A 16,857-nucleotide genomic window follows, 5' to 3' on the forward strand; every position below is an offset into this window, starting at 1 on the left:
TAACCATTAACTATTCGAATTTTTCTTGTTTTTGCGGGCGGTTCGAGTCGTTTGACGACGTTCGATCTTCCGTTTTTCTTTGTTCTTCTTATCAACAGCCCATTGAATTTTTTTCTTGTAGCCAGGCTTGATTTTTTTCTTCTTTTTCTTGACTAAGCCAATCAAGGTTGGGTCTAATTCGTCACGAGATTTTTCCCGCTTTTGCCGACGATTCCGATCGTAAGTCGCAACGATCTCGCCATTTTTGATTTCCTTCGGTTGGAAAACAACCCCTAAATCTTCGATGGCTTGGATTGCTCCTTCATCGCTTGGATCATATAACGTGATCGCGGTCCCATCCATTTGGTTTCGACCGGTCCGACCAACACGGTGGATAAAGAAGTCTAAATCAGCTGGAATCTCAGCATTGATGACATGAGAAACCCCTTCAATATCAATTCCTCGCGCAGCTAAATCTGTTGCGACAACATATTGGTAGTCCAAATTTTGCACTTGGCGCATGATCCGTTTTCTTTCACGAGGACTGATGTCGCCGTGGATCTTCGCTACTTTTAAGCCTTGTTCCTTTAAGTAATCCGTAATTTCATCCACACGGCTCTTCGTGTTGGCAAAAACGATGGCAAGATAGGGATGGCCTGTAGTCAATAATTGGTAGATCAATTTATTGGTATTTTTCCCTTTGGTAGAAATCAACCAATTCTCGATCGTATCAGAGATGACTGCTTTCGATTTGATTTCTTCGATCAATGGATTGGCCATGTATTTTTTCAAGAATGGGCGCAATTTCTCTGGAATCGTTGCGGAGAAAACCAGCATTTGTAGTTTCTCAGGCAAACGTCCCGCAATTTGATCGACTTCTTCTAAAAAGCCCATATCCAAGGTCATGTCTGCTTCATCCACGACAAATACATTGGCAGTGTGAACCCCTAACGCTTGTTCGTTGATCATATCCAGGATACGACCAGGTGTCCCAATCACGACATGGGGCTGTTGATTTTGCAGACGGCTTAATTGACGTTGCTTATCCGTTCCTCCGACGAAATTTGACACTCGAATTTCAGGATCATGAAATCCGCCGATTTGTTTTGCGGCGTGATAGATTTGCGTGGCTAATTCACGACTCGGTGCAGTGATCACTACTTGCACTTCATCTTTTTCGGCATCGATTTTATCCATCAATGGCAGTAAAAATGTGTGGGTCTTACCACTTCCGGTCTGTGATTGCCCTACAACACTGCGTCCTTTTTGGATAACAGGTATCAGTTTTTCTTGCACTTCTGTTGGCTTAGAGAACTTTTTATCAGCAAGTGCTTCATAAATAAATGGTTGAAATTTAAATGACTCAAAAGACATTCAAACACCTTCTTTCTTTTAGCATCCTTTGGATTATAGCATATGTTGCCTTGTTTTCCTAACTTTCTTTTGTAATCGATTGATGATCGATCGTACTGATAGTATACGTTGCACTGCGGCGTTCATAGAAAAAGCGGCTTTCTTTTTTTATTGCTGCCCACAAGAGATTCAAGTAAAAACCAAACTGGATCAACCCAAAAATAACTACCATCAACAAACTAACGACTAAAAGCAGCAGATTGTTGGACTCAAGAAACGGTGCGAAAAAGATATTGACCCGACTGATGCTGGCATAAATCAGATAAAACAAACCATAGCGTTTCAATAAAGCCCCCAAGCTGACACGCTCACGGCCTTCTTGCATGATTTTGATTCGTACGAGTTTTTTTCCAATCGTTTGTCCTTTGGCAAGGTAAGCCAACAACACAAAGTACAGCAACACTTCAAGAGCAAAGTACCAATAGTCCCCACTAAAGTCCCGTACCGTCTGTTGAGTGAGCAAACGAACAGCGATCACCACAATAAAACTGACCACTTTCAGTATTCCCCAGTCGATCAACCAAGCAAACACCCTTCGTGTCACAGTCACCCGAGTGCCTTTGGCGTAAGAATCCGCATCCATCTCTTCCCTTGATGGCAATAAGAACGTAAAAAGTGGGGCGATCGTCCAGCCCACAAGCCCTCCAACTGTATTGACAAAGAGATCATTGACATCGAATAAGCGATACGGACGAGGATAAATAAAATACAGTCCCGTCAACTGCGTTAATTCAAAAAACAACGTCAAGCAAAACGTAATAACGAGTGTTTTTAAAAAGGAACATTTGAAGTAATAACGCAAATAGACCCCAAATGGTAAGGTCAACAATAAATTAAAGAGTGGCTCAAGGAAGACCCCCTGCTTCATAGCGGGAAGATAGGTTTGCGGATCGTGAATGTTTAAGACGGTCTGTTGGACAAAATGTTGCCACGATGCCCCTAACTGCAATTCCATCTTAGGACCAGTCATCTGTGCTACCTCTTCGATCGAGGGCAATGGTAGGATAACTAAGAAATAGGCGCACAATAAATAGAAGACAAATGAATACAGAACCAGTGCGCGTGACAAGATAAAACGACCGTATTTTCGATATTGGATAACAAAAAAAATCATTGATATCGCCAATGCTAGGAAAGGAAAAACCAGCAAGGCAACCTTTATTGGGGTAATATAAGCGGACATAAAGAACTCCTTCACGTTTTCTTTTTATCTTACACGCTATTTCCCAAAACGTAAATTTTGGAGTATCATAAAAGAAAAGGAGGTTAAAAAACCATGTTAAATCCCTATTTTGCCTTTGGCGTACCGGCATTCCTTTTGGTTTTATATGCAGCTTTTGCTCTTTTTCGCCGGTCTTCCGATATTCCCTATTTAGGCTTCGTCCTTTTCATCATTGCTGGTTTTCTGACAGGATTTAGTTTACAAGTCATTCAACAAGCCATCAATGAAGTGGAGAAAACATCTCTTGAACACGTGCAAGAAACCCACCTTTACTCGCCTTACTTATTAGCGATTCCATTGATTGTGGGCATTCTTTTACTGATTGTCAACTTGATTCGCGGCTATTTAAAAGTCAAAAACGTTCGTCTGCGGACAAAATAAAAACAACTTACCTAGAAATACGAATTGATCTTGCTCCTCTTGACGGGAAATGAGATCGCTTCGTATTTTTTTGGTAAGCTGCCTAGATTGCTAGACCCCTTCTAAAGATCCATCCGCCACTTTCGTAGTAAAACAGTTTATCAACTAAAAAAAGGTTTATTCGTCGGCTAGTTCTTCATCCAGGTCTGTCTCTGAGGTATCAGCAAAAGACTCTTTCACATCATCATTGACTTGCTCCAATAAATATTGCCAATCACTATTCGACACAACCACCACATCGATATTCTTTTCTTCATCGATCAGCTCGAGATTCGAAACATCCTCTCCTAACTGCTGGAATAGGTCGATCAATGTTTGGTCTTGTAGCGTTACGTATTCAGTCCGTTTCATCCTTCTTCCCCCCATGAGTCAAAAAATTCATAAAACAAGATATCGAAACTAGTAAGATCGGTCATCTTTTGTAAAGTAGATAGATCTAAACGAATAAACGCTTTTTCCACTAATAAATAATGGTTTTCTTCCAGCGCTTCTTCGATAAATGGTAAAATCTCTTCTTCATCCCCTAATGTTTCACTAGAGATTTGGTCGATTTGATCAAACAAGCGATCATCTTGCAACAAAAAGAATTGATCGTCGTAAAGATAGACTGCGATTTGATATTGCCGGATGGGTAGCTCAGCCCGAATGACAAAAAAGCATTCCCCTGAATTGGAAATCGCTGGCAATAGTTCATTCGGTTGTAATGCCTGTTGGTAGTACATTTCCATCCCTCCTTTGTACTTATTATTATAAAGAACAATGGAGGAAAAAGGAAATAATCGAATTTCAGTTTAAAAAACTCTAAACAAAGTTAAACATCCCACTCTGCATAGAATTCTTCTAAAAAATCCTTCATGAAAGCCACACGTCGTTGGGCTTCTTTTTTGCCATACGCCGTGGTCATCTTTTCAGGAAGCAAAAATAGTTTCTCATAAAAATGATTGATCACCGTCGTTCCTTTTCGGTAATCTTCATGATTTTGAAACGTCTTTGGGGCTAAGTCACTGACATGGATCGGGTGTTGATGACTGCCACCAAAATAACTCGTCCGTAAAATACCGATCGCACCTAAAGCATCGAGACGATCTGCATCACGAACGACGCGGCCTTCTACTGAGACAACTTGCGCGCCTTGCAAAAGTTCTTTTGAAAAAGACAGATTCTCGATAATAGAAAAAATTTCTTTCGTTTGTGCTTCACTGGCTCCCGCTGTGGTCAAACAAGCTCGCACTTCATTAGACGCCGCTGTGACATCCGCCACAACTTTGTCATCCACCGTATCATGGAGATAGGCTGCCGCCTGTACGACAAAGCAATCAACTGCCAATTCGTCGGCATCAATGATGGCTTGACTTAACCCAGCCACTCGTTTGACATGATCAAACCCATGTCCTGTGTAATCATTCCCCAGAATACTTTCGGCATAAGCAATTACTTTGCTAAGATCGGCAACATTGTATTCTTCCTTCATTTTTTTCCTTCTTTCGATATGAAAGCAGCTAGCCTTCTTTTTTCGATGGTGTTTGATACAAAAGGAAAAGAAGTTCAACAAGACGAGCACCCCATGAAATAATTGGGGCGGCAACGTCTTGCGAAGCTTCTTTCCACTCGTTACTTTTAAGCGAAATCTTGCGTCTCGCTGATTTTATAGACGCTAAAATAGATCTTGCGTAAATAGTCTAATAGATATTGAGGATTCAATAATTCATCCGTTGCATCTAAAATCAATTCATTTGGTTTCTTGGATGCGCCATATTGATGGATATTTTCAGTCAACCATTTACGAATCGGTGAATAATCATCCGAAGCCAACACTTCATCGACATTGATTTCTTTTTCCATGGCATGGAGTAATTGCGCTGCATACATATATCCTAGAGCATAGGATGGGAAATACCCGAAGCTTGAACCTGACCAATGAACGTCTTGTAAGATCCCTTCCAAGTCATTTTCTGGACGAATCCCTAAATATTCCTCGTATTTGTCATTCCAGATTTTTGGCAGTTCATCGATCGATACGGTTTCGTTAAAGATCATTTTTTCGATCTCGTAACGAATAATAATATGAATGACATATGTCAGACTATCAGCTTCAATACGGATCAAGCTAGCTTTTGAATGCTTTAAGGAGTCATAGAAAGTGTCAAAAGACACATCATCAAACGTGCCTTCCGCACATTCTTGGAAAAATGGGTATTGCTTTGCCCAGAAATTGCGGTTGCTGCCGATAATGATTTCATTAAACAGCGATTGGGATTCGTGGATTCCCATGGACGCCCCTTCATGAACAGGCGTGCCTTCGTATTTCTCATCGATGTTTTGCTCGTACATCCCGTGACCAGCTTCATGAATCACACCGAACAGTCCCATCGAAAAGTCAGTTTCGCTCCAGCGTGTGGTCAACCGTACATCATTGTGGTTGATCCCCGTAGCGAATGGGTGGACCGTATTATCCAAACGGCCGCGAGAAAAGTCATAGCCTAAGTCGGCGATCACTTTTGAGATAAATTTACGTTGTTGCGCTTCGGTCATCTTACGTGAAAGGATCGAAGTGTCTGGCGCTGTTCCTTTTTCAGCCAATTGACGACGAATATCCATGATACCATCTCTCACTTGTGAGAATACGTTATCCAAGATCTCAACCGTCATATTCGGTTCGTATTGATTTAATAAGACGTCATAGTTCGTCAGCTCATTTTTCTTCCAATAAGGAATCAATTCTTTCGTTAAGCGAATGTTTTCAGAAAGAGCATCTTTAAATAAAGAAAAATCTTTTTCTTTACGGGCTTTGAGCCAAGCAGTATGTGCTTTTGACGTAGCTGAGGAAGCCGCCATCGCCAACTCATTGGGCACATCTTTTTGCAATTCATATTCTTCTTTGACTAATTGATACGCCGCTTTCCCTACTTCTGATAATTCATCTGGGTGTTTCCCGAAATAGCTGATTGCTTCTTGGATTGGTTCCCCCACTTTTTTATCAAAGTATAGACCATATAAATAGCTGTCAACTTCCGCACGGTAATCACTGGCTTTTTCTGGCATCCCTGTTTGATTATCCCAACCTAAGATCCCCATTGCTTGTTGTAATAGATCGATTTCTTTTAATTCTTTCAGAAATTCTTGTTCTTTCATTCAGCAGACTCCTTTTTGCGTGGCGGACGTTGTCCCCAGTATTGGAAGAGATCGGTACGAATGGCACCGTTGTATAATTTGCGTTTTTTTGTCGCTTTTTCGCCGTAATGGGTCTCAAAAGTCAAGTCACTGGTCAAAAAGTACTTGCTCCAGGTTTTAAGCGGTCGAAACACTTGGCCCATTTCCTGATACAGTCGCTGAACGGACGCTTCTTCTCCTAAGCGTTCGCCATAAGGAGGGTTAGCCACAACGACACCATACTCTTTTTCTGTTTTAAAGTCTTTAACGGCTTGTTGTTTGAAGGTGATCGAGTCTCCTAGACCGATTTCTTCCGCATTTCTGCGGGCGATCTCAATCATTCTACCATTGATATCCGAACCGGTAATATCTAATTCGACATCATAATCTGCTGCTTCATCTGCTTCTTTCCGTACTTTTTCAAATACTTCTGCTGGGAACCAATCCCACGTTTCGCAAACAAATTCCCGATTAAAGCCAGGGGCGATATTATGGCCGATCAACGCTGCTTCAATGCACAATGTGCCTGATCCACAAACGGGATCGACAAACGGCTTGTCTTTGTACCAATTTGTCAGCATCACTAAAGCCGCAGCCATGTTTTCTTTCAGCGGCGCGCCTCCTTTTTCTAAACGATAGCCACGTTTAAACAAACTAGGGCCAGTCGTATCCAATGTGATCATCGCATGGTCTTTCAATAAAGCGACTTCTAATTGGAAAAAAGCGCCAGTTTCAGTCAGCGGCACACTTGCTGGACGATGGTATACTTCTCTTAAGCGATTGACGATTGCTTTTTTGGTGATCGCTTGACAATCAGGTACGCTATACAATTTTGATTTGATTGATTTTCCAGCTACTGGAAATTCAGCGTCTAAAGGTAAAAAGTCTTCCCACGGTAACGCTTTAACTTCTTCAAACAGCTGATCGAAAGTCAATACGTCAAATTCCCCGACGACAATTTTGATACGGTCCGCTGTACGGAGCCACAAGTTCGCGGTAGCAATGGTCTCCATCGTCCCTTTAAAGCGCGCTCGGCCGTTTTCAACCTCACACTCGATCCCTAAATCCCGTAATTCTTTGCCCACTAGTGCTTCTAAACCGCTCGCAGCGGTGGCAATACAATTAAATGTTTTTTCAGTCATAACGCTCTCCTTCTTGGTATAAAAAAACCTTCCGTTGATGGAAGGATTCCCTGATAGGTTGTGATTTTCTATAAGCCATGTTTTGTCCGTATTTTCCTCAGGGAGAAGAAAACACTGGGTAATTATCTATCTGCAATTACTTGCCTTCTTGCTCCGTTCATTTCCGTGCAAAAAGTGCCCCTACCATTGTTTGGGTTGCTCGCTCGAGGGGTTTACCGCGTTCCACCAAGACGGTTTCCCGCCTTGCTTCGTCACTGTGGCACTTTCAAGGATACTTTGGCATAGCTTACACCTTAGCCATTTTTCCTGCCGTTACTTTCTCAAGTACCCTAGCTTATGGTTTCGCTAGGCACGAACACTACAAGCATCTCAGCTTGTGCGAGCATGGACTTTCCTCAGCATAATCGAGTTATGCCGCAATTACCCGAAAACCACAACTATCTTTTCTACATTAGATTAGAATTGACGGGTTTTTTCGTTGTCATCTTCAAAATCAGCATTTGTATAGTTGCTGTTGTAGGAAGAAGAACGAGTGACAGGTTCTGATTCACGATCAAGCTTTTTGCCAAACACTTCTTTTTCAAGATTCGACAAACGTTTCAAAATATCAAAGTTTGTAACGGTTTGGCTTTTCGGCGCTTCTTGTTGAACACGAGATGCGATCGCTTGGTTTTTCGACAATTGATCGATTTTCGCTGTCAGACGGTCATTTTCTTCTTGCAGGGCTAAGATCTCTTTATTGTAGCTTTCGTAGTCTTTAATGATATTATCTAAAAACTCGTCCACTTCAACTGGATCATACCCGCGCATTTTTGTTTTGAATTCTTGTTGCAGAATATCTTTTGGACTATAAATTAAATTTGCCATTATTTACACCTCATTGTTTATTCCAAATGGTTTTCACTTTCTAGACCATTCTATCAAAAAATATACGAAAATCAAAGTAAATTACTATCAAATGTTGCGTTTTGTAGGTCATCCATTGTTATTTGATGAATAAAGTAGGGATTTTGCTCACTATAAGCTTTGGCATCTCTTAAGAAATAATTAGGTTTTCCTGGAAATTCGTCATCATATAACACAAGTGCGCCTTCGGTATGCTCCAGTAAAAATGCCGTGTGATTTCTTAATTGACTGGGGTCTTGGTAAGGCTTATGGCTGGTGGCATTGACATAATCGGCAAATGACTTCGCTGTTTGCAGTGCCTGCTGATTTGTTTCGTTCCAATTTTCACCAAACCCTTCAAAAGGAAAAATAATTCCTAGTTTCAGTTCTGGGTATGTTTGTTTTAATTGTTCAACGGCTTCGGCACACCACAGCTCCGCTCCAAGATTCCCGCTGATCAAGAGCCATTCTAACCCTTCTTCGACATAATTGGTCAAAGTCGACATTATTACTTTCTTAATAACTGCAATCTTGGGATCTTTTGCTTGAAAGACACCTAATTCATAATTACGATAGCCAGTAAAGTATAAGGTTTTCATTGTTTCTCTGGTCATCTCTTTTCTTTCCAAACGACTTTTTGGTATAATGTTGCCTAGGAGTGTGAACAACATGGTTATTCGTTACCCGAATGGACAATCTACTACCTATGATGACGGCAAAAAACAAAAAATGCAAGAGAAACTAATAAAGCCAAAAACGTATGCCAATCGTGGGATGCGTTTTGAAGAAGCGATCAATGAAAGCAACCTTTATTATTTGAATCGTAAACTTGCTGTCATTCATAAGAAACCGACACCAATTCAAATCGTGAAGGTAGATTATCCAAGAAGAAGCGCCGCCGTAATCAAAGAAGCCTATTTCCGCGAGGCATCCACCACTGATTACAATGGGGTTTATCAAGGGCAATATATCGACTTTGAAGCGAAAGAGACTCAAAACAAAACGTCATTTCCCTTTAAAAATTTTCATCCACACCAAATCAAGCATATGGAAGACTGTTTGGAACAAGCGGGTTTATGTTTTGTTCTTTTATGGTTTTCTAGTCTACAACGCTGCTTTTTTCTCGATAGCAAGTGCTTAGTTTCTCAATGGCACCTGCAAAAAGAAACGGGAAAAAAATCAATGACACTGGCCTATATTGAAACGAATGGGATTGAAATTATCCCTTCAATTGCGCCACGTATTCCCTATTTAAAAGCAGTTGATCAATTTTTAACGATGAAGGAGAATGATTAGTATGGCAAATGGATCACAATCGAGGACCTCTCGGCATGATTCTAAAAAAGGTACAGCTAAAAAAGCACCAAAGCCTCCTAAGGCAAAAGGCAAACGAAGCATTGGGAGTATTCTTTTAAAAGTATTTATGGGGCTGTTTTTCTTGGGCTGTATCGGGATTCTATCCGGGATGGGGTTATTCTGGTGGTATGCCAAAGATGCGCCTGCACTTGATGAAACACGCTTGGATTCAACGGTTTCTTCTCGTTTCTATGCGTCAAATGGCGAATTGATCACTGAATTCGGTAGTGAAACCAGAGAGAAAATTACAGCAAGTGAGATTCCTCAACTGCTGGAAGACGCGATCGTCTCTGTCGAAGATCGCCGCTTCTACCAGCATATCGGAGTCGATCCGATTCGGATCGTCGGTTCCGCATTATCCAATGCCACAACCGGCGGTATGCAAGGCGGAAGTACGTTGACACAGCAATTGATCAAGCTGTCCTTCTTTTCTACCAGCGCTGAAGACCAAACATTACGTCGAAAAGCACAAGAAGCATGGATGGCGGTTCGTCTTGAACAAATGAAATCAAAACAAGAGATCCTCACTTACTACATCAATAAAGTATATATGTCCAATGGTGTATATGGGATGCAAACGGCCGCAATGAAGTTTTACGGCAAGCCGTTAGCTGAACTAGACCTTGCGCAAACCGCTTTGATTGCGGGTTTACCAAATGCCCCTTCAGCTTTTGACCCATTTGCGCATCCTGATAATGCGAAAAGTCGGCGAGATGTTGTTTTAGGTGCGATGCTGGAAAATGAAAAAATCACGCAAGCGGAATATGATGCGGCCGTTGCCGAGGATATTCAAGAAGGCTTGCAAGACAATCCCCGTGAAAACCAAGAGTGGAAATACTTTGACAACTACTTTAACGAAGTGATCGCTGAAGTCAAAGAAAAAACTGGGAAAGATGTGTATACTGACGGCTTAGATATTTATACTAATGTCGATATCGATGCACAAAAACGATTATATGACATCGTCAACAGTGACGACTACGTTGATTACCCAGATGACAAGATGCAAGTTGCCGCTACCTTAGTTGATGTCAACACAGGCAAGGTGACCGCTCAGATCGGTGCCCGTAATGTTGATGATGTTCTAGCAAATAACCTGGCTGTCAATGTCGCACGAGACTTTGGTTCGACCGTCAAACCAATCACAGACTATGGCCCTGCCTTTCAATTTCTACAAGATTCCACGGGTAGAATGATTTTAGATGAACCTTACACGTATAAAGGGACGAATATTCCTGTTTACAACTGGGATCGCCAATATATGGGCAATATCACCTTGCGGACCGCTCTAGCAGAGTCTAGAAATGTGCCGGCAGTGAAGCTGTTTGATGAAGTCGGCGCGGACAATATCGCAGACTTTCTCAGTGGTTTAGGAATCGAATATGATACGATCACCCAATCCAATGCGATTTCCAGCAATACAGATAAATTGGATGGCACAAAGTATGGGATCTCCAGTCTGAAAATGGCCGCTGCTTATGCTGCGTTTTCAAATGGTGGCACCTATTATGAACCACAGTACGTCAATAAAATCGTCATGCAAGATGGTACAGAAGACGAAGAATCCTTTAAAGTTTCTGGTCAAGAAGCAATGGATGATACGACAGCTTACATGGTGACCGATATCTTGAAAGATGTTATTTCAGTCGGAACTGGAACCAACGCGCAAATCGATGGTTTGTACCAAGCAGGGAAAACGGGAACGTCCAACTACACCGATGACCAGTTAGCACAACTGGATACATCGAATGGTGCCTACCCTGATATTACCTTTGCCGGCTATACTCCCTCCTACTCATTGGCGGTTTGGACAGGCTACAACGACAAAATGACACCGATCACTGATAGTAGTACCCATGTGGCTTCAGATGTCTATCGTGAATTGATGCGCTATGTTTCTGCTTCTGTAGAAAACACGGACTGGACAATGCCTGACGGATTGACACGGATCGGAAGAGAGCTTTATCTTGAAGGGACGTACACCCAACCAAGCTATTCAGCACCAAGTTCGTCCAGCAGCAGTTCCTACGTTGAACCAACGACACCTTCTACAGAAAGTAGCGAATCAACACCATCAAGTACAACAGAATCATCAAGCGAAGTAACACCACCAGTGACAACACCTGATGAGGATGATTCATCATCGGTCGTTACGCCTCCTGCTTCTAGTCAGGATCCCGGTTCAACAACACCTTCCAGCAGTGAGGATAATCCTTCCTCACCACCGGACCCGCCGGAACCAAACGATGGTAGTGTCGAATAATGGAGAATCGCAAAAAAACAGTAGATCAAAATCTGATCTACTGTTTTTTTTAATTCCTGCCATATAAATGTAGAAGCTTACTTTTCAAGCTCTTCAAACAGCAATTTTTTATCGGAAAGCTGATAAACTTGATTATGCAGATCGTCAAATAAATGAATCACATTTTCTTTCGTCTCGTTCACTTCAAAAAGAATCTCTTTGGCACGATCATGAATCCCATCGATCCGCATTTCTGTCGTACGGATCATTCGTTCAGATTCGATCTTCGCTTCTTGAATCGTGCGATTTGCTTTTCTTCTAGCAAAGACTAAAACCTCACTGATTTCTGTTTGGAACTGCTCGTTTTCGATTTGTAGGGTTGCATTTTCTTCCCGTAGTGCTTCGATCTTCGCCTGAAGCTCTGCGACTTCTTCATTTGATTCGCTAGCTGAAACTTTTGCTGCAAGCTCTTCTTTTTCTGCCAATTGCTGTTTCAAATCAGCAATTACTTCTTGCAACTGCTGGATTTCTTGCCGCTTCAACGTCCATTCAGCGCGTTCCTTTTCGTAAGTTTGTTGCTCTTGTTGCTCTTTTTCTTGCTGAACAGCTAACTTGGCCTCTAATTGCTGGATTTTTGCTTCAAGTTTTTCTGTATCTACTTTTGCAAACTGTTCTTCTAGGTCTTTGACTTTCTTATTTGCTTCTACTAGCGAAGCTTTTAATTCTTTTGCCTCTGCTTCTTGTTGAACCATTATCTTCTGCTGTTTTTTCAACTGATTTTTTTCTTCCTGTAGTTGCTCATTTTCTAAAATCAATTCTTTGATTTCAAAAGATAAATTTTCAATCATATGATCCTTTTCTTGTTCTTTTGATTCTTGCTTATTTGTTTGGTTTGTACTCAATTCTTTCTCCATACGTTCTCCTTTATCTTCAACGAGTTGACTATCCTTGGCGTAGCTATCACGGTTGCCAGAGGACTTTTGCTGCACTGCTACCTTTTTGACACTTTGCTCTTTCTGCTGATCTCCAGCCACTCTTTGGTGAGAAATCGGTTTTGCGAAAGTTTGTGCGACAGGTTTTACTGCTTCTTTCTGGGTTTTAGGGGGTTCATTGTCCGCTGGTCGATTGGTCTCGTCCTCTTTTTTTTCAGGCGTAGCCTTTGCGGACCCTTGATCCTCAACGATTCCCTCTTCTTGATTTGTCTCCTCAAATTCATTCAGCTCTTCTATGGATAATTGATTCACTTCATCCATTAGCTTTTGGGCAGAAAACCAACCTTTGTTTTTCTTTTTCATCATTAATTTTTCACACTGCCTTTTTGTTCATTTGTATTGATCGTTTCACTTTGATCCGTTTGAGGAGTAGACGATATGCTCTCGCTCCCCTCGTTGTTGGCTACTTCTTGAGCATCAGTGTTTGGGAATCTGCGTTCTAAAAGGGTCCAGACCCCATTCTCGTCACGAATGATCGTCTGCTCAAAGGACTGATCAGAATCCTTGGAAAATTGGACAGAGAAGGTTCCTTGGGTGATCAGGGGAACGTTCTGCATATCATGGAGTAGACGAGAAAAATTCTCTTCCCATCCGTTTAAGTCATCAATTGATGGTAATTTGCTAGATAGAACAATCGAGATTTCTTGCAAAGGCTGATCAACAAAAATCATCGCTACAGTGCGACCTAGATATGGTGATAACTGATAGGCCAACTCATATTCAGCTGCAAATTGTGCTTCACGATCATTGGATACGAGTAAATGCTCCCAATCAATCGCTTCAAAAGAAAAGCCGTTCTCAGGATATGCAAAAATCGGCATCCGCATCCATTCCGTTTGCTCAGTTCTAAGCGCGAAGACTTCCTCTTTTAATTGACTGGTTTCTTCTTGCAGCTTTTGCACATGAATGCCGCCTGTCAGCTGAAAAACTGTTAGTAGCAAGACACTTACGATTATGGCACTACTGCAGCCCAATACAATTAGCAGGTGCCCACTGCGCAGGTTGTGCTTAAATAAACGCAGTTTCCTTTTGGCTAAAGCATCTGACGACAGCTGCTTTTCAACTTTTCTTACTAAGTATTCTCGATACAATCGCCAACCGATGATACTACCTGCTCCAATGGCAAGTAGTATCATCCCAATATAGATAAAAATCACAGTCTCTTCCTTCCATCAAAACTAAAATTCGTTTTATTCATCCATTTTGATACAAACTTAGTCTCGTTGATATGTTGCAAGAAATGAATCATCGCAAACTTCCTTTCAAAAAGCTGATGTGTCAGAAGAACGTGGTCACCACACCATAAAAGGTTTTACTTGAAATGATTCCAAATTCTCTACTATCACTTGAAGTGAGCAGTGCATCGCCAACGACAAAGTACTCATCTTCTTTGAGGTACCCCCGAATCGGCAACGCCTCAACGGCTTCATCCTTCACAGTGATCATAAATGAAAAATCAAAGTCAGTATCCTCCGCCCCAATCAACAACCGCTCCTGTGTACGAACGAAGGAATCCCCTGGCACACCAATCACTCTCTTGATCAAAAATTTTCCTTCCTGTTCGAAAGCGATCAGCTGATAGCGATTTGGCTGGCGCTTTTTATGAACCAGCACAACTTGTCGATCCTCGATCGTCGGCAGCATGGACGTTCCTCTGACTAACGCCAGTCGATACGGCTGAAGAAACGCAATAAGCAAAAGGACCATCAAAAAGATACCGCTGATAGGAAGACCTATTTGTCTATGCCTTTTACTCATATTGCCAGCCCTCCATCCTTATTTTGGCATAATATATGAAACACTTGATGAGTGCGCCAATTCATTGCTGATCACGCGATAAGAGATTGTGGTTCCACCATAGACATTTCCTTCTGAAACCAAAATACCATTTGGACCAACGGCTTCAACAAAAGCGACATGACCATAACGAGGATCAGATCCAGCTGTTCCAGGTGCAAAAGAGATCATACTACCTGCTTTAGGCGTTTGACTGACGTTGTAACCTAAACGTCGTCCGGTATTGCCCCATTGACCACCATTTCCCATGTAGTCATCTACTTGACCGCCTAATTGACTCACCCGATTGAACACATACCAAGTACATTGTCCAACAGGATACGAACCAGAAAGATTGTAGTCACGACCGTTGTATTCTGGAAATGTCATGAGGGAGCGATACTCTTCTGGAATTTGTTCTTTTCCTTGGATAAACAAGCCTGTTTCTGTTGCGATCACTTGGTCATATTGCGTCAATCCATAGACCGCAATCAGTGAATTGATTTTTTTACTATAATTAACATCGGTCGCATAAGTGCCCGTCAAAGCATCTGCTGCCCGAAGATAGTTTTTTGATTCAGAGCGCCACACATCTTGATAAAAGGTTGGATTTCCAGTGATTCCTCCGCGAATCAATTTGACATAATCTGCCATCGAATCTCGATAACTTGAATAGGAACGAAAGGCTGCTTGAATTTGGAATAGTTCTCCGTTGCCTTTATCTTCCATTGTTGGTAAAGTCACGCTGCTTCCTTGATAACTGCCTTTGATCCCAAAAAGGTTATAATGGGGACTGCTGGAAAGCCCGCTGTCGCCACTGCCGCTTTCAAGGATCGCTTGCGCGATTAATACAGAAGCAAAGACATCGTATTCTTGCCCTAAGCTTTGGGCTTCTTGTGCCAATGTTTCAATAAACGTCTGGGTCTTTTGATTCACTGTAAATTCGTAAGGGGCTGGATATTCAGTAACTAGCTTTTCGCCATATGTAGCCAATTCAGGATTTGATAGCCGTCTGATCGATAGCGGCTCTTCGATTGAAACCCGCTGAACTTCGATGACAGTTTTCGTTGGCTCTTCTTGATTTGTCACTAAACTTGCTTGGTAACCATCTGCGAGGTAGATACCGATTAACTGATTTGCGTCATATAAAAGATCCCCCGGTTGTAATTGTTCAACCTGCTGTTCTTTTTCTATCCAGCTAGCTTTTCCTTCTATAACCGCTTTGATCCGTTCATTGATCCATTCGTCCATTGTCGATGGTTCTTCTAGTTCACCAATTTGCCCGATGATCTCGTAGACCAATGCCGCTTGCCATTGGGCATCATAATCAGCTAATATCGGCAAGGTGAAATCTAACAGATTCGAATCTGCGATCTTCGCTGCCCGAAAACTCTCTGGTAAATCAATGGTACGTCCATCATAAAAAGAATTTTTCAAGTGAGAAGTAGCATCTGGTGATTGAACGACAGGGTTTATTACTTGCTCAGGTGCAATAATCGGAGGTGTTTTCGGCTCCTCTTTTTTTGCATTTTCAGTATTTTCGTTGCTCTCAGTTGAAATTTCATTTTCTTTTGGTGCCAATGAATCATCAATCAAGTCGGTCTCTTTTGGCTTGTTCTCTGTTTCTACTTCTAGATCGTCCGTTTCAGCATCTATTTTTTCCTCTTCCTCGGAAGGTTCCGTGGACTCTAATTCCTCTAGTTCGGTCGTTTCCGCTGACTCGGTCGTTTGTGTTGAGTCTACTTCTTCAGACGAATCAAGAGATTCTACAACGGGATCTGCTGTTTCTGAATCCATAAGCGGTTCATTTGATTCGGAGGATAACTCGGTCGAGTCCTCCGTTTGCTCTTTGCTGACGTCTTCTTGACTCTCTTGGTCTTCTGCTGCCGATGAATCTTGGTCATCAAGTTGCTGTTCGACATTTGTATTTTCTGAATAGTTATCAGGCTGAGGGCTTTCTTTCGCCAGTAATACGGGAGAAACAAAAAGTTGACTTGCTAAAATCCCAGTACTGAATACTGTCAAATATGACTTCTTTTTTCTTCGTTTCATATAGTTTCCTTTCTTTTGTTTCAGCCGGCATCATTGGTTTCGAATAAAACCTGACGAACTGATTCAAAGTTGCTGAATATTTTTTGCACGAGTTTAGGTGAACTCTGTCTCTTCGCGATTATTTTGAAGCAAACGATTGATTTAGCTAGCTCAAGCGGATTTTGCTCAGCAGCGTGATCTACCACAAAAAAGCGTTATAATCCACTACTTTCCAAGTGATTTACTCAC

Annotated in this window: 16 protein-coding genes and 1 other RNA gene; 3 read left to right on the forward strand and 14 right to left on the reverse strand. The window is 41.8% G+C overall.

Annotated elements, in window-relative coordinates:
• Positions 1-6 precede the first annotated feature (6 nt).
• Together IGK61_RS08645 and IGK61_RS08650 are read right to left on the reverse strand one after the other, a co-directional pair.
• Positions 7-1,353, reverse strand: coding sequence for a DEAD/DEAH box helicase (locus tag IGK61_RS08645; protein ID WP_005226134.1), 1,347 nt, complete (start codon positions 1,351-1,353; stop codon positions 7-9).
• Between the two features lie 58 nt (positions 1,354-1,411).
• Positions 1,412-2,575 (reverse strand): VanZ family protein, encoded by a 1,164-nt coding sequence (locus tag IGK61_RS08650; RefSeq protein ID WP_074535775.1) that lies wholly within the window; start codon positions 2,573-2,575, stop codon positions 1,412-1,414.
• A 93-nt stretch (positions 2,576-2,668) separates the two neighbouring features.
• On the opposite strand from IGK61_RS08650, the gene IGK61_RS08655 reads away from it, so the two are divergent.
• Entirely contained in the window at positions 2,669-2,995 is a 327-nt protein-coding gene (locus IGK61_RS08655; protein WP_010748384.1) for a hypothetical protein, read from the forward strand.
• A 156-nt stretch (positions 2,996-3,151) separates the two neighbouring features.
• On the opposite strand, the gene IGK61_RS08660 is transcribed toward IGK61_RS08655, so the two are convergent.
• The 8 genes from IGK61_RS08660 to IGK61_RS08695 form a co-directional block, all read right to left on the reverse strand.
• Positions 3,152-3,385: a hypothetical protein gene (locus tag IGK61_RS08660; RefSeq protein ID WP_010748385.1), complete on the reverse strand. Its 234-nt coding sequence runs from the start codon at positions 3,383-3,385 to the stop codon at positions 3,152-3,154.
• Entirely contained in the window at positions 3,382-3,762 is a 381-nt protein-coding gene (locus tag IGK61_RS08665) for a hypothetical protein (protein WP_005226138.1), read from the reverse strand. Before IGK61_RS08665 ends, IGK61_RS08660 begins: the two co-directional genes overlap by 4 nt.
• 83 nt (positions 3,763-3,845) lie before the next feature.
• Positions 3,846-4,505 carry an HD domain-containing protein gene (locus tag IGK61_RS08670; protein WP_005226139.1) on the reverse strand — a complete coding sequence of 220 codons (660 nt, stop codon included), beginning with the start codon at positions 4,503-4,505 and terminating at the stop codon, positions 3,846-3,848.
• A gap of 146 nt (positions 4,506-4,651) precedes the next feature.
• Positions 4,652-6,166, reverse strand: coding sequence for a carboxypeptidase M32 (locus IGK61_RS08675; protein WP_074535773.1), 1,515 nt, complete (start codon positions 6,164-6,166; stop codon positions 4,652-4,654).
• The gene (locus tag IGK61_RS08680; RefSeq protein ID WP_010748389.1) at positions 6,163-7,326 is read right to left on the reverse strand and encodes a THUMP domain-containing class I SAM-dependent RNA methyltransferase; all 1,164 of its coding nucleotides are present in this window, start codon (positions 7,324-7,326) and stop codon (positions 6,163-6,165) included. Before IGK61_RS08680 ends, IGK61_RS08675 begins: the two co-directional genes overlap by 4 nt.
• Positions 7,327-7,392: 66 nt before the next feature.
• Positions 7,393-7,758: RNase P RNA component class B (rnpB, locus tag IGK61_RS08685), an RNA gene on the reverse strand.
• A 24-nt stretch (positions 7,759-7,782) separates the two neighbouring features.
• Positions 7,783-8,193, reverse strand: a complete 411-nt coding sequence (gene gpsB / locus IGK61_RS08690; protein WP_005226142.1) for a cell division regulator GpsB — start codon at positions 8,191-8,193, stop codon at positions 7,783-7,785.
• Between the two features lie 71 nt (positions 8,194-8,264).
• Positions 8,265-8,810 carry a DUF1273 domain-containing protein gene (locus IGK61_RS08695; RefSeq protein ID WP_005226143.1) on the reverse strand — a complete coding sequence of 182 codons (546 nt, stop codon included), beginning with the start codon at positions 8,808-8,810 and terminating at the stop codon, positions 8,265-8,267.
• A gap of 70 nt (positions 8,811-8,880) precedes the next feature.
• Between IGK61_RS08695 and recU the strand changes: the two genes are divergently transcribed.
• Both recU and IGK61_RS08705 read left to right on the forward strand, forming a co-directional pair.
• Complete coding sequence (gene recU / locus IGK61_RS08700; protein ID WP_015509744.1) at positions 8,881-9,507, forward strand: Holliday junction resolvase RecU; 627 nt, start codon at positions 8,881-8,883, stop codon at positions 9,505-9,507.
• A gap of 1 nt (position 9,508) precedes the next feature.
• Positions 9,509-11,830: a PBP1A family penicillin-binding protein gene (locus tag IGK61_RS08705; RefSeq protein WP_034857413.1), complete on the forward strand. Its 2,322-nt coding sequence runs from the start codon at positions 9,509-9,511 to the stop codon at positions 11,828-11,830.
• A gap of 77 nt (positions 11,831-11,907) precedes the next feature.
• On the opposite strand, the gene IGK61_RS08710 is transcribed toward IGK61_RS08705, so the two are convergent.
• From IGK61_RS08710 to IGK61_RS08725, 4 genes are all read right to left on the reverse strand, one after another.
• Positions 11,908-13,104: a hypothetical protein gene (locus IGK61_RS08710; RefSeq protein WP_438844790.1), complete on the reverse strand. Its 1,197-nt coding sequence runs from the start codon at positions 13,102-13,104 to the stop codon at positions 11,908-11,910.
• Positions 13,105-13,106: 2 nt separating this feature from the next.
• On the reverse strand, positions 13,107-13,958 hold the full coding sequence (locus IGK61_RS08715; protein WP_438844791.1) for a hypothetical protein: 852 nt from the start codon (positions 13,956-13,958) through the stop codon (positions 13,107-13,109).
• A gap of 121 nt (positions 13,959-14,079) precedes the next feature.
• Positions 14,080-14,559 carry a signal peptidase I gene (lepB, locus tag IGK61_RS08720; RefSeq protein WP_142973028.1) on the reverse strand — a complete coding sequence of 160 codons (480 nt, stop codon included), beginning with the start codon at positions 14,557-14,559 and terminating at the stop codon, positions 14,080-14,082.
• 18 nt (positions 14,560-14,577) lie between these two features.
• The gene (locus tag IGK61_RS08725; RefSeq protein WP_438844792.1) at positions 14,578-16,629 is read right to left on the reverse strand and encodes a glucosaminidase domain-containing protein; all 2,052 of its coding nucleotides are present in this window, start codon (positions 16,627-16,629) and stop codon (positions 14,578-14,580) included.
• Positions 16,630-16,857: the final 228 nt, after the last annotated feature.

Origin of the sequence: Enterococcus sp. AZ063, assembly GCF_051715045.1 — a bacterium.
Taxonomy (GTDB): Bacteria; Bacillota; Bacilli; order Lactobacillales; family Enterococcaceae; genus Enterococcus_D; species Enterococcus_D casseliflavus.

Excerpts from the sequence above, each read along its gene's own strand:
- IGK61_RS08655 (WP_010748384.1), top strand. The coding sequence starts at position 2,669 with ATGTTAAATCCCTATTTTGCCTTTGGCGTACCGGCATTCCTTTTGGTT.
- IGK61_RS08665 (WP_005226138.1), bottom strand. The coding sequence starts at position 3,762 with ATGGAAATGTACTACCAACAGGCATTACAACCGAATGAACTATTGCCA.
- IGK61_RS08670 (WP_005226139.1), bottom strand. The coding sequence starts at position 4,505 with ATGAAGGAAGAATACAATGTTGCCGATCTTAGCAAAGTAATTGCTTAT.
- IGK61_RS08710 (WP_438844790.1), bottom strand. The coding sequence starts at position 13,104 with ATGAAAAAGAAAAACAAAGGTTGGTTTTCTGCCCAAAAGCTAATGGAT.
- IGK61_RS08675 (WP_074535773.1), bottom strand. The coding sequence starts at position 6,166 with ATGAAAGAACAAGAATTTCTGAAAGAATTAAAAGAAATCGATCTATTA.
- IGK61_RS08705 (WP_034857413.1), top strand. The coding sequence starts at position 9,509 with ATGGCAAATGGATCACAATCGAGGACCTCTCGGCATGATTCTAAAAAA.
- gpsB (WP_005226142.1), bottom strand. The coding sequence starts at position 8,193 with ATGGCAAATTTAATTTATAGTCCAAAAGATATTCTGCAACAAGAATTC.
- IGK61_RS08680 (WP_010748389.1), bottom strand. The coding sequence starts at position 7,326 with ATGACTGAAAAAACATTTAATTGTATTGCCACCGCTGCGAGCGGTTTA.
- lepB (WP_142973028.1), bottom strand. The coding sequence starts at position 14,559 with ATGAGTAAAAGGCATAGACAAATAGGTCTTCCTATCAGCGGTATCTTT.
- recU (WP_015509744.1), top strand. The coding sequence starts at position 8,881 with ATGGTTATTCGTTACCCGAATGGACAATCTACTACCTATGATGACGGC.
- IGK61_RS08645 (WP_005226134.1), bottom strand. The coding sequence starts at position 1,353 with ATGTCTTTTGAGTCATTTAAATTTCAACCATTTATTTATGAAGCACTT.
- IGK61_RS08650 (WP_074535775.1), bottom strand. The coding sequence starts at position 2,575 with ATGTCCGCTTATATTACCCCAATAAAGGTTGCCTTGCTGGTTTTTCCT.
- IGK61_RS08695 (WP_005226143.1), bottom strand. The coding sequence starts at position 8,810 with ATGAAAACCTTATACTTTACTGGCTATCGTAATTATGAATTAGGTGTC.
- IGK61_RS08660 (WP_010748385.1), bottom strand. The coding sequence starts at position 3,385 with ATGAAACGGACTGAATACGTAACGCTACAAGACCAAACATTGATCGAC.
- IGK61_RS08725 (WP_438844792.1), bottom strand. The coding sequence starts at position 16,629 with ATGAAACGAAGAAAAAAGAAGTCATATTTGACAGTATTCAGTACTGGG.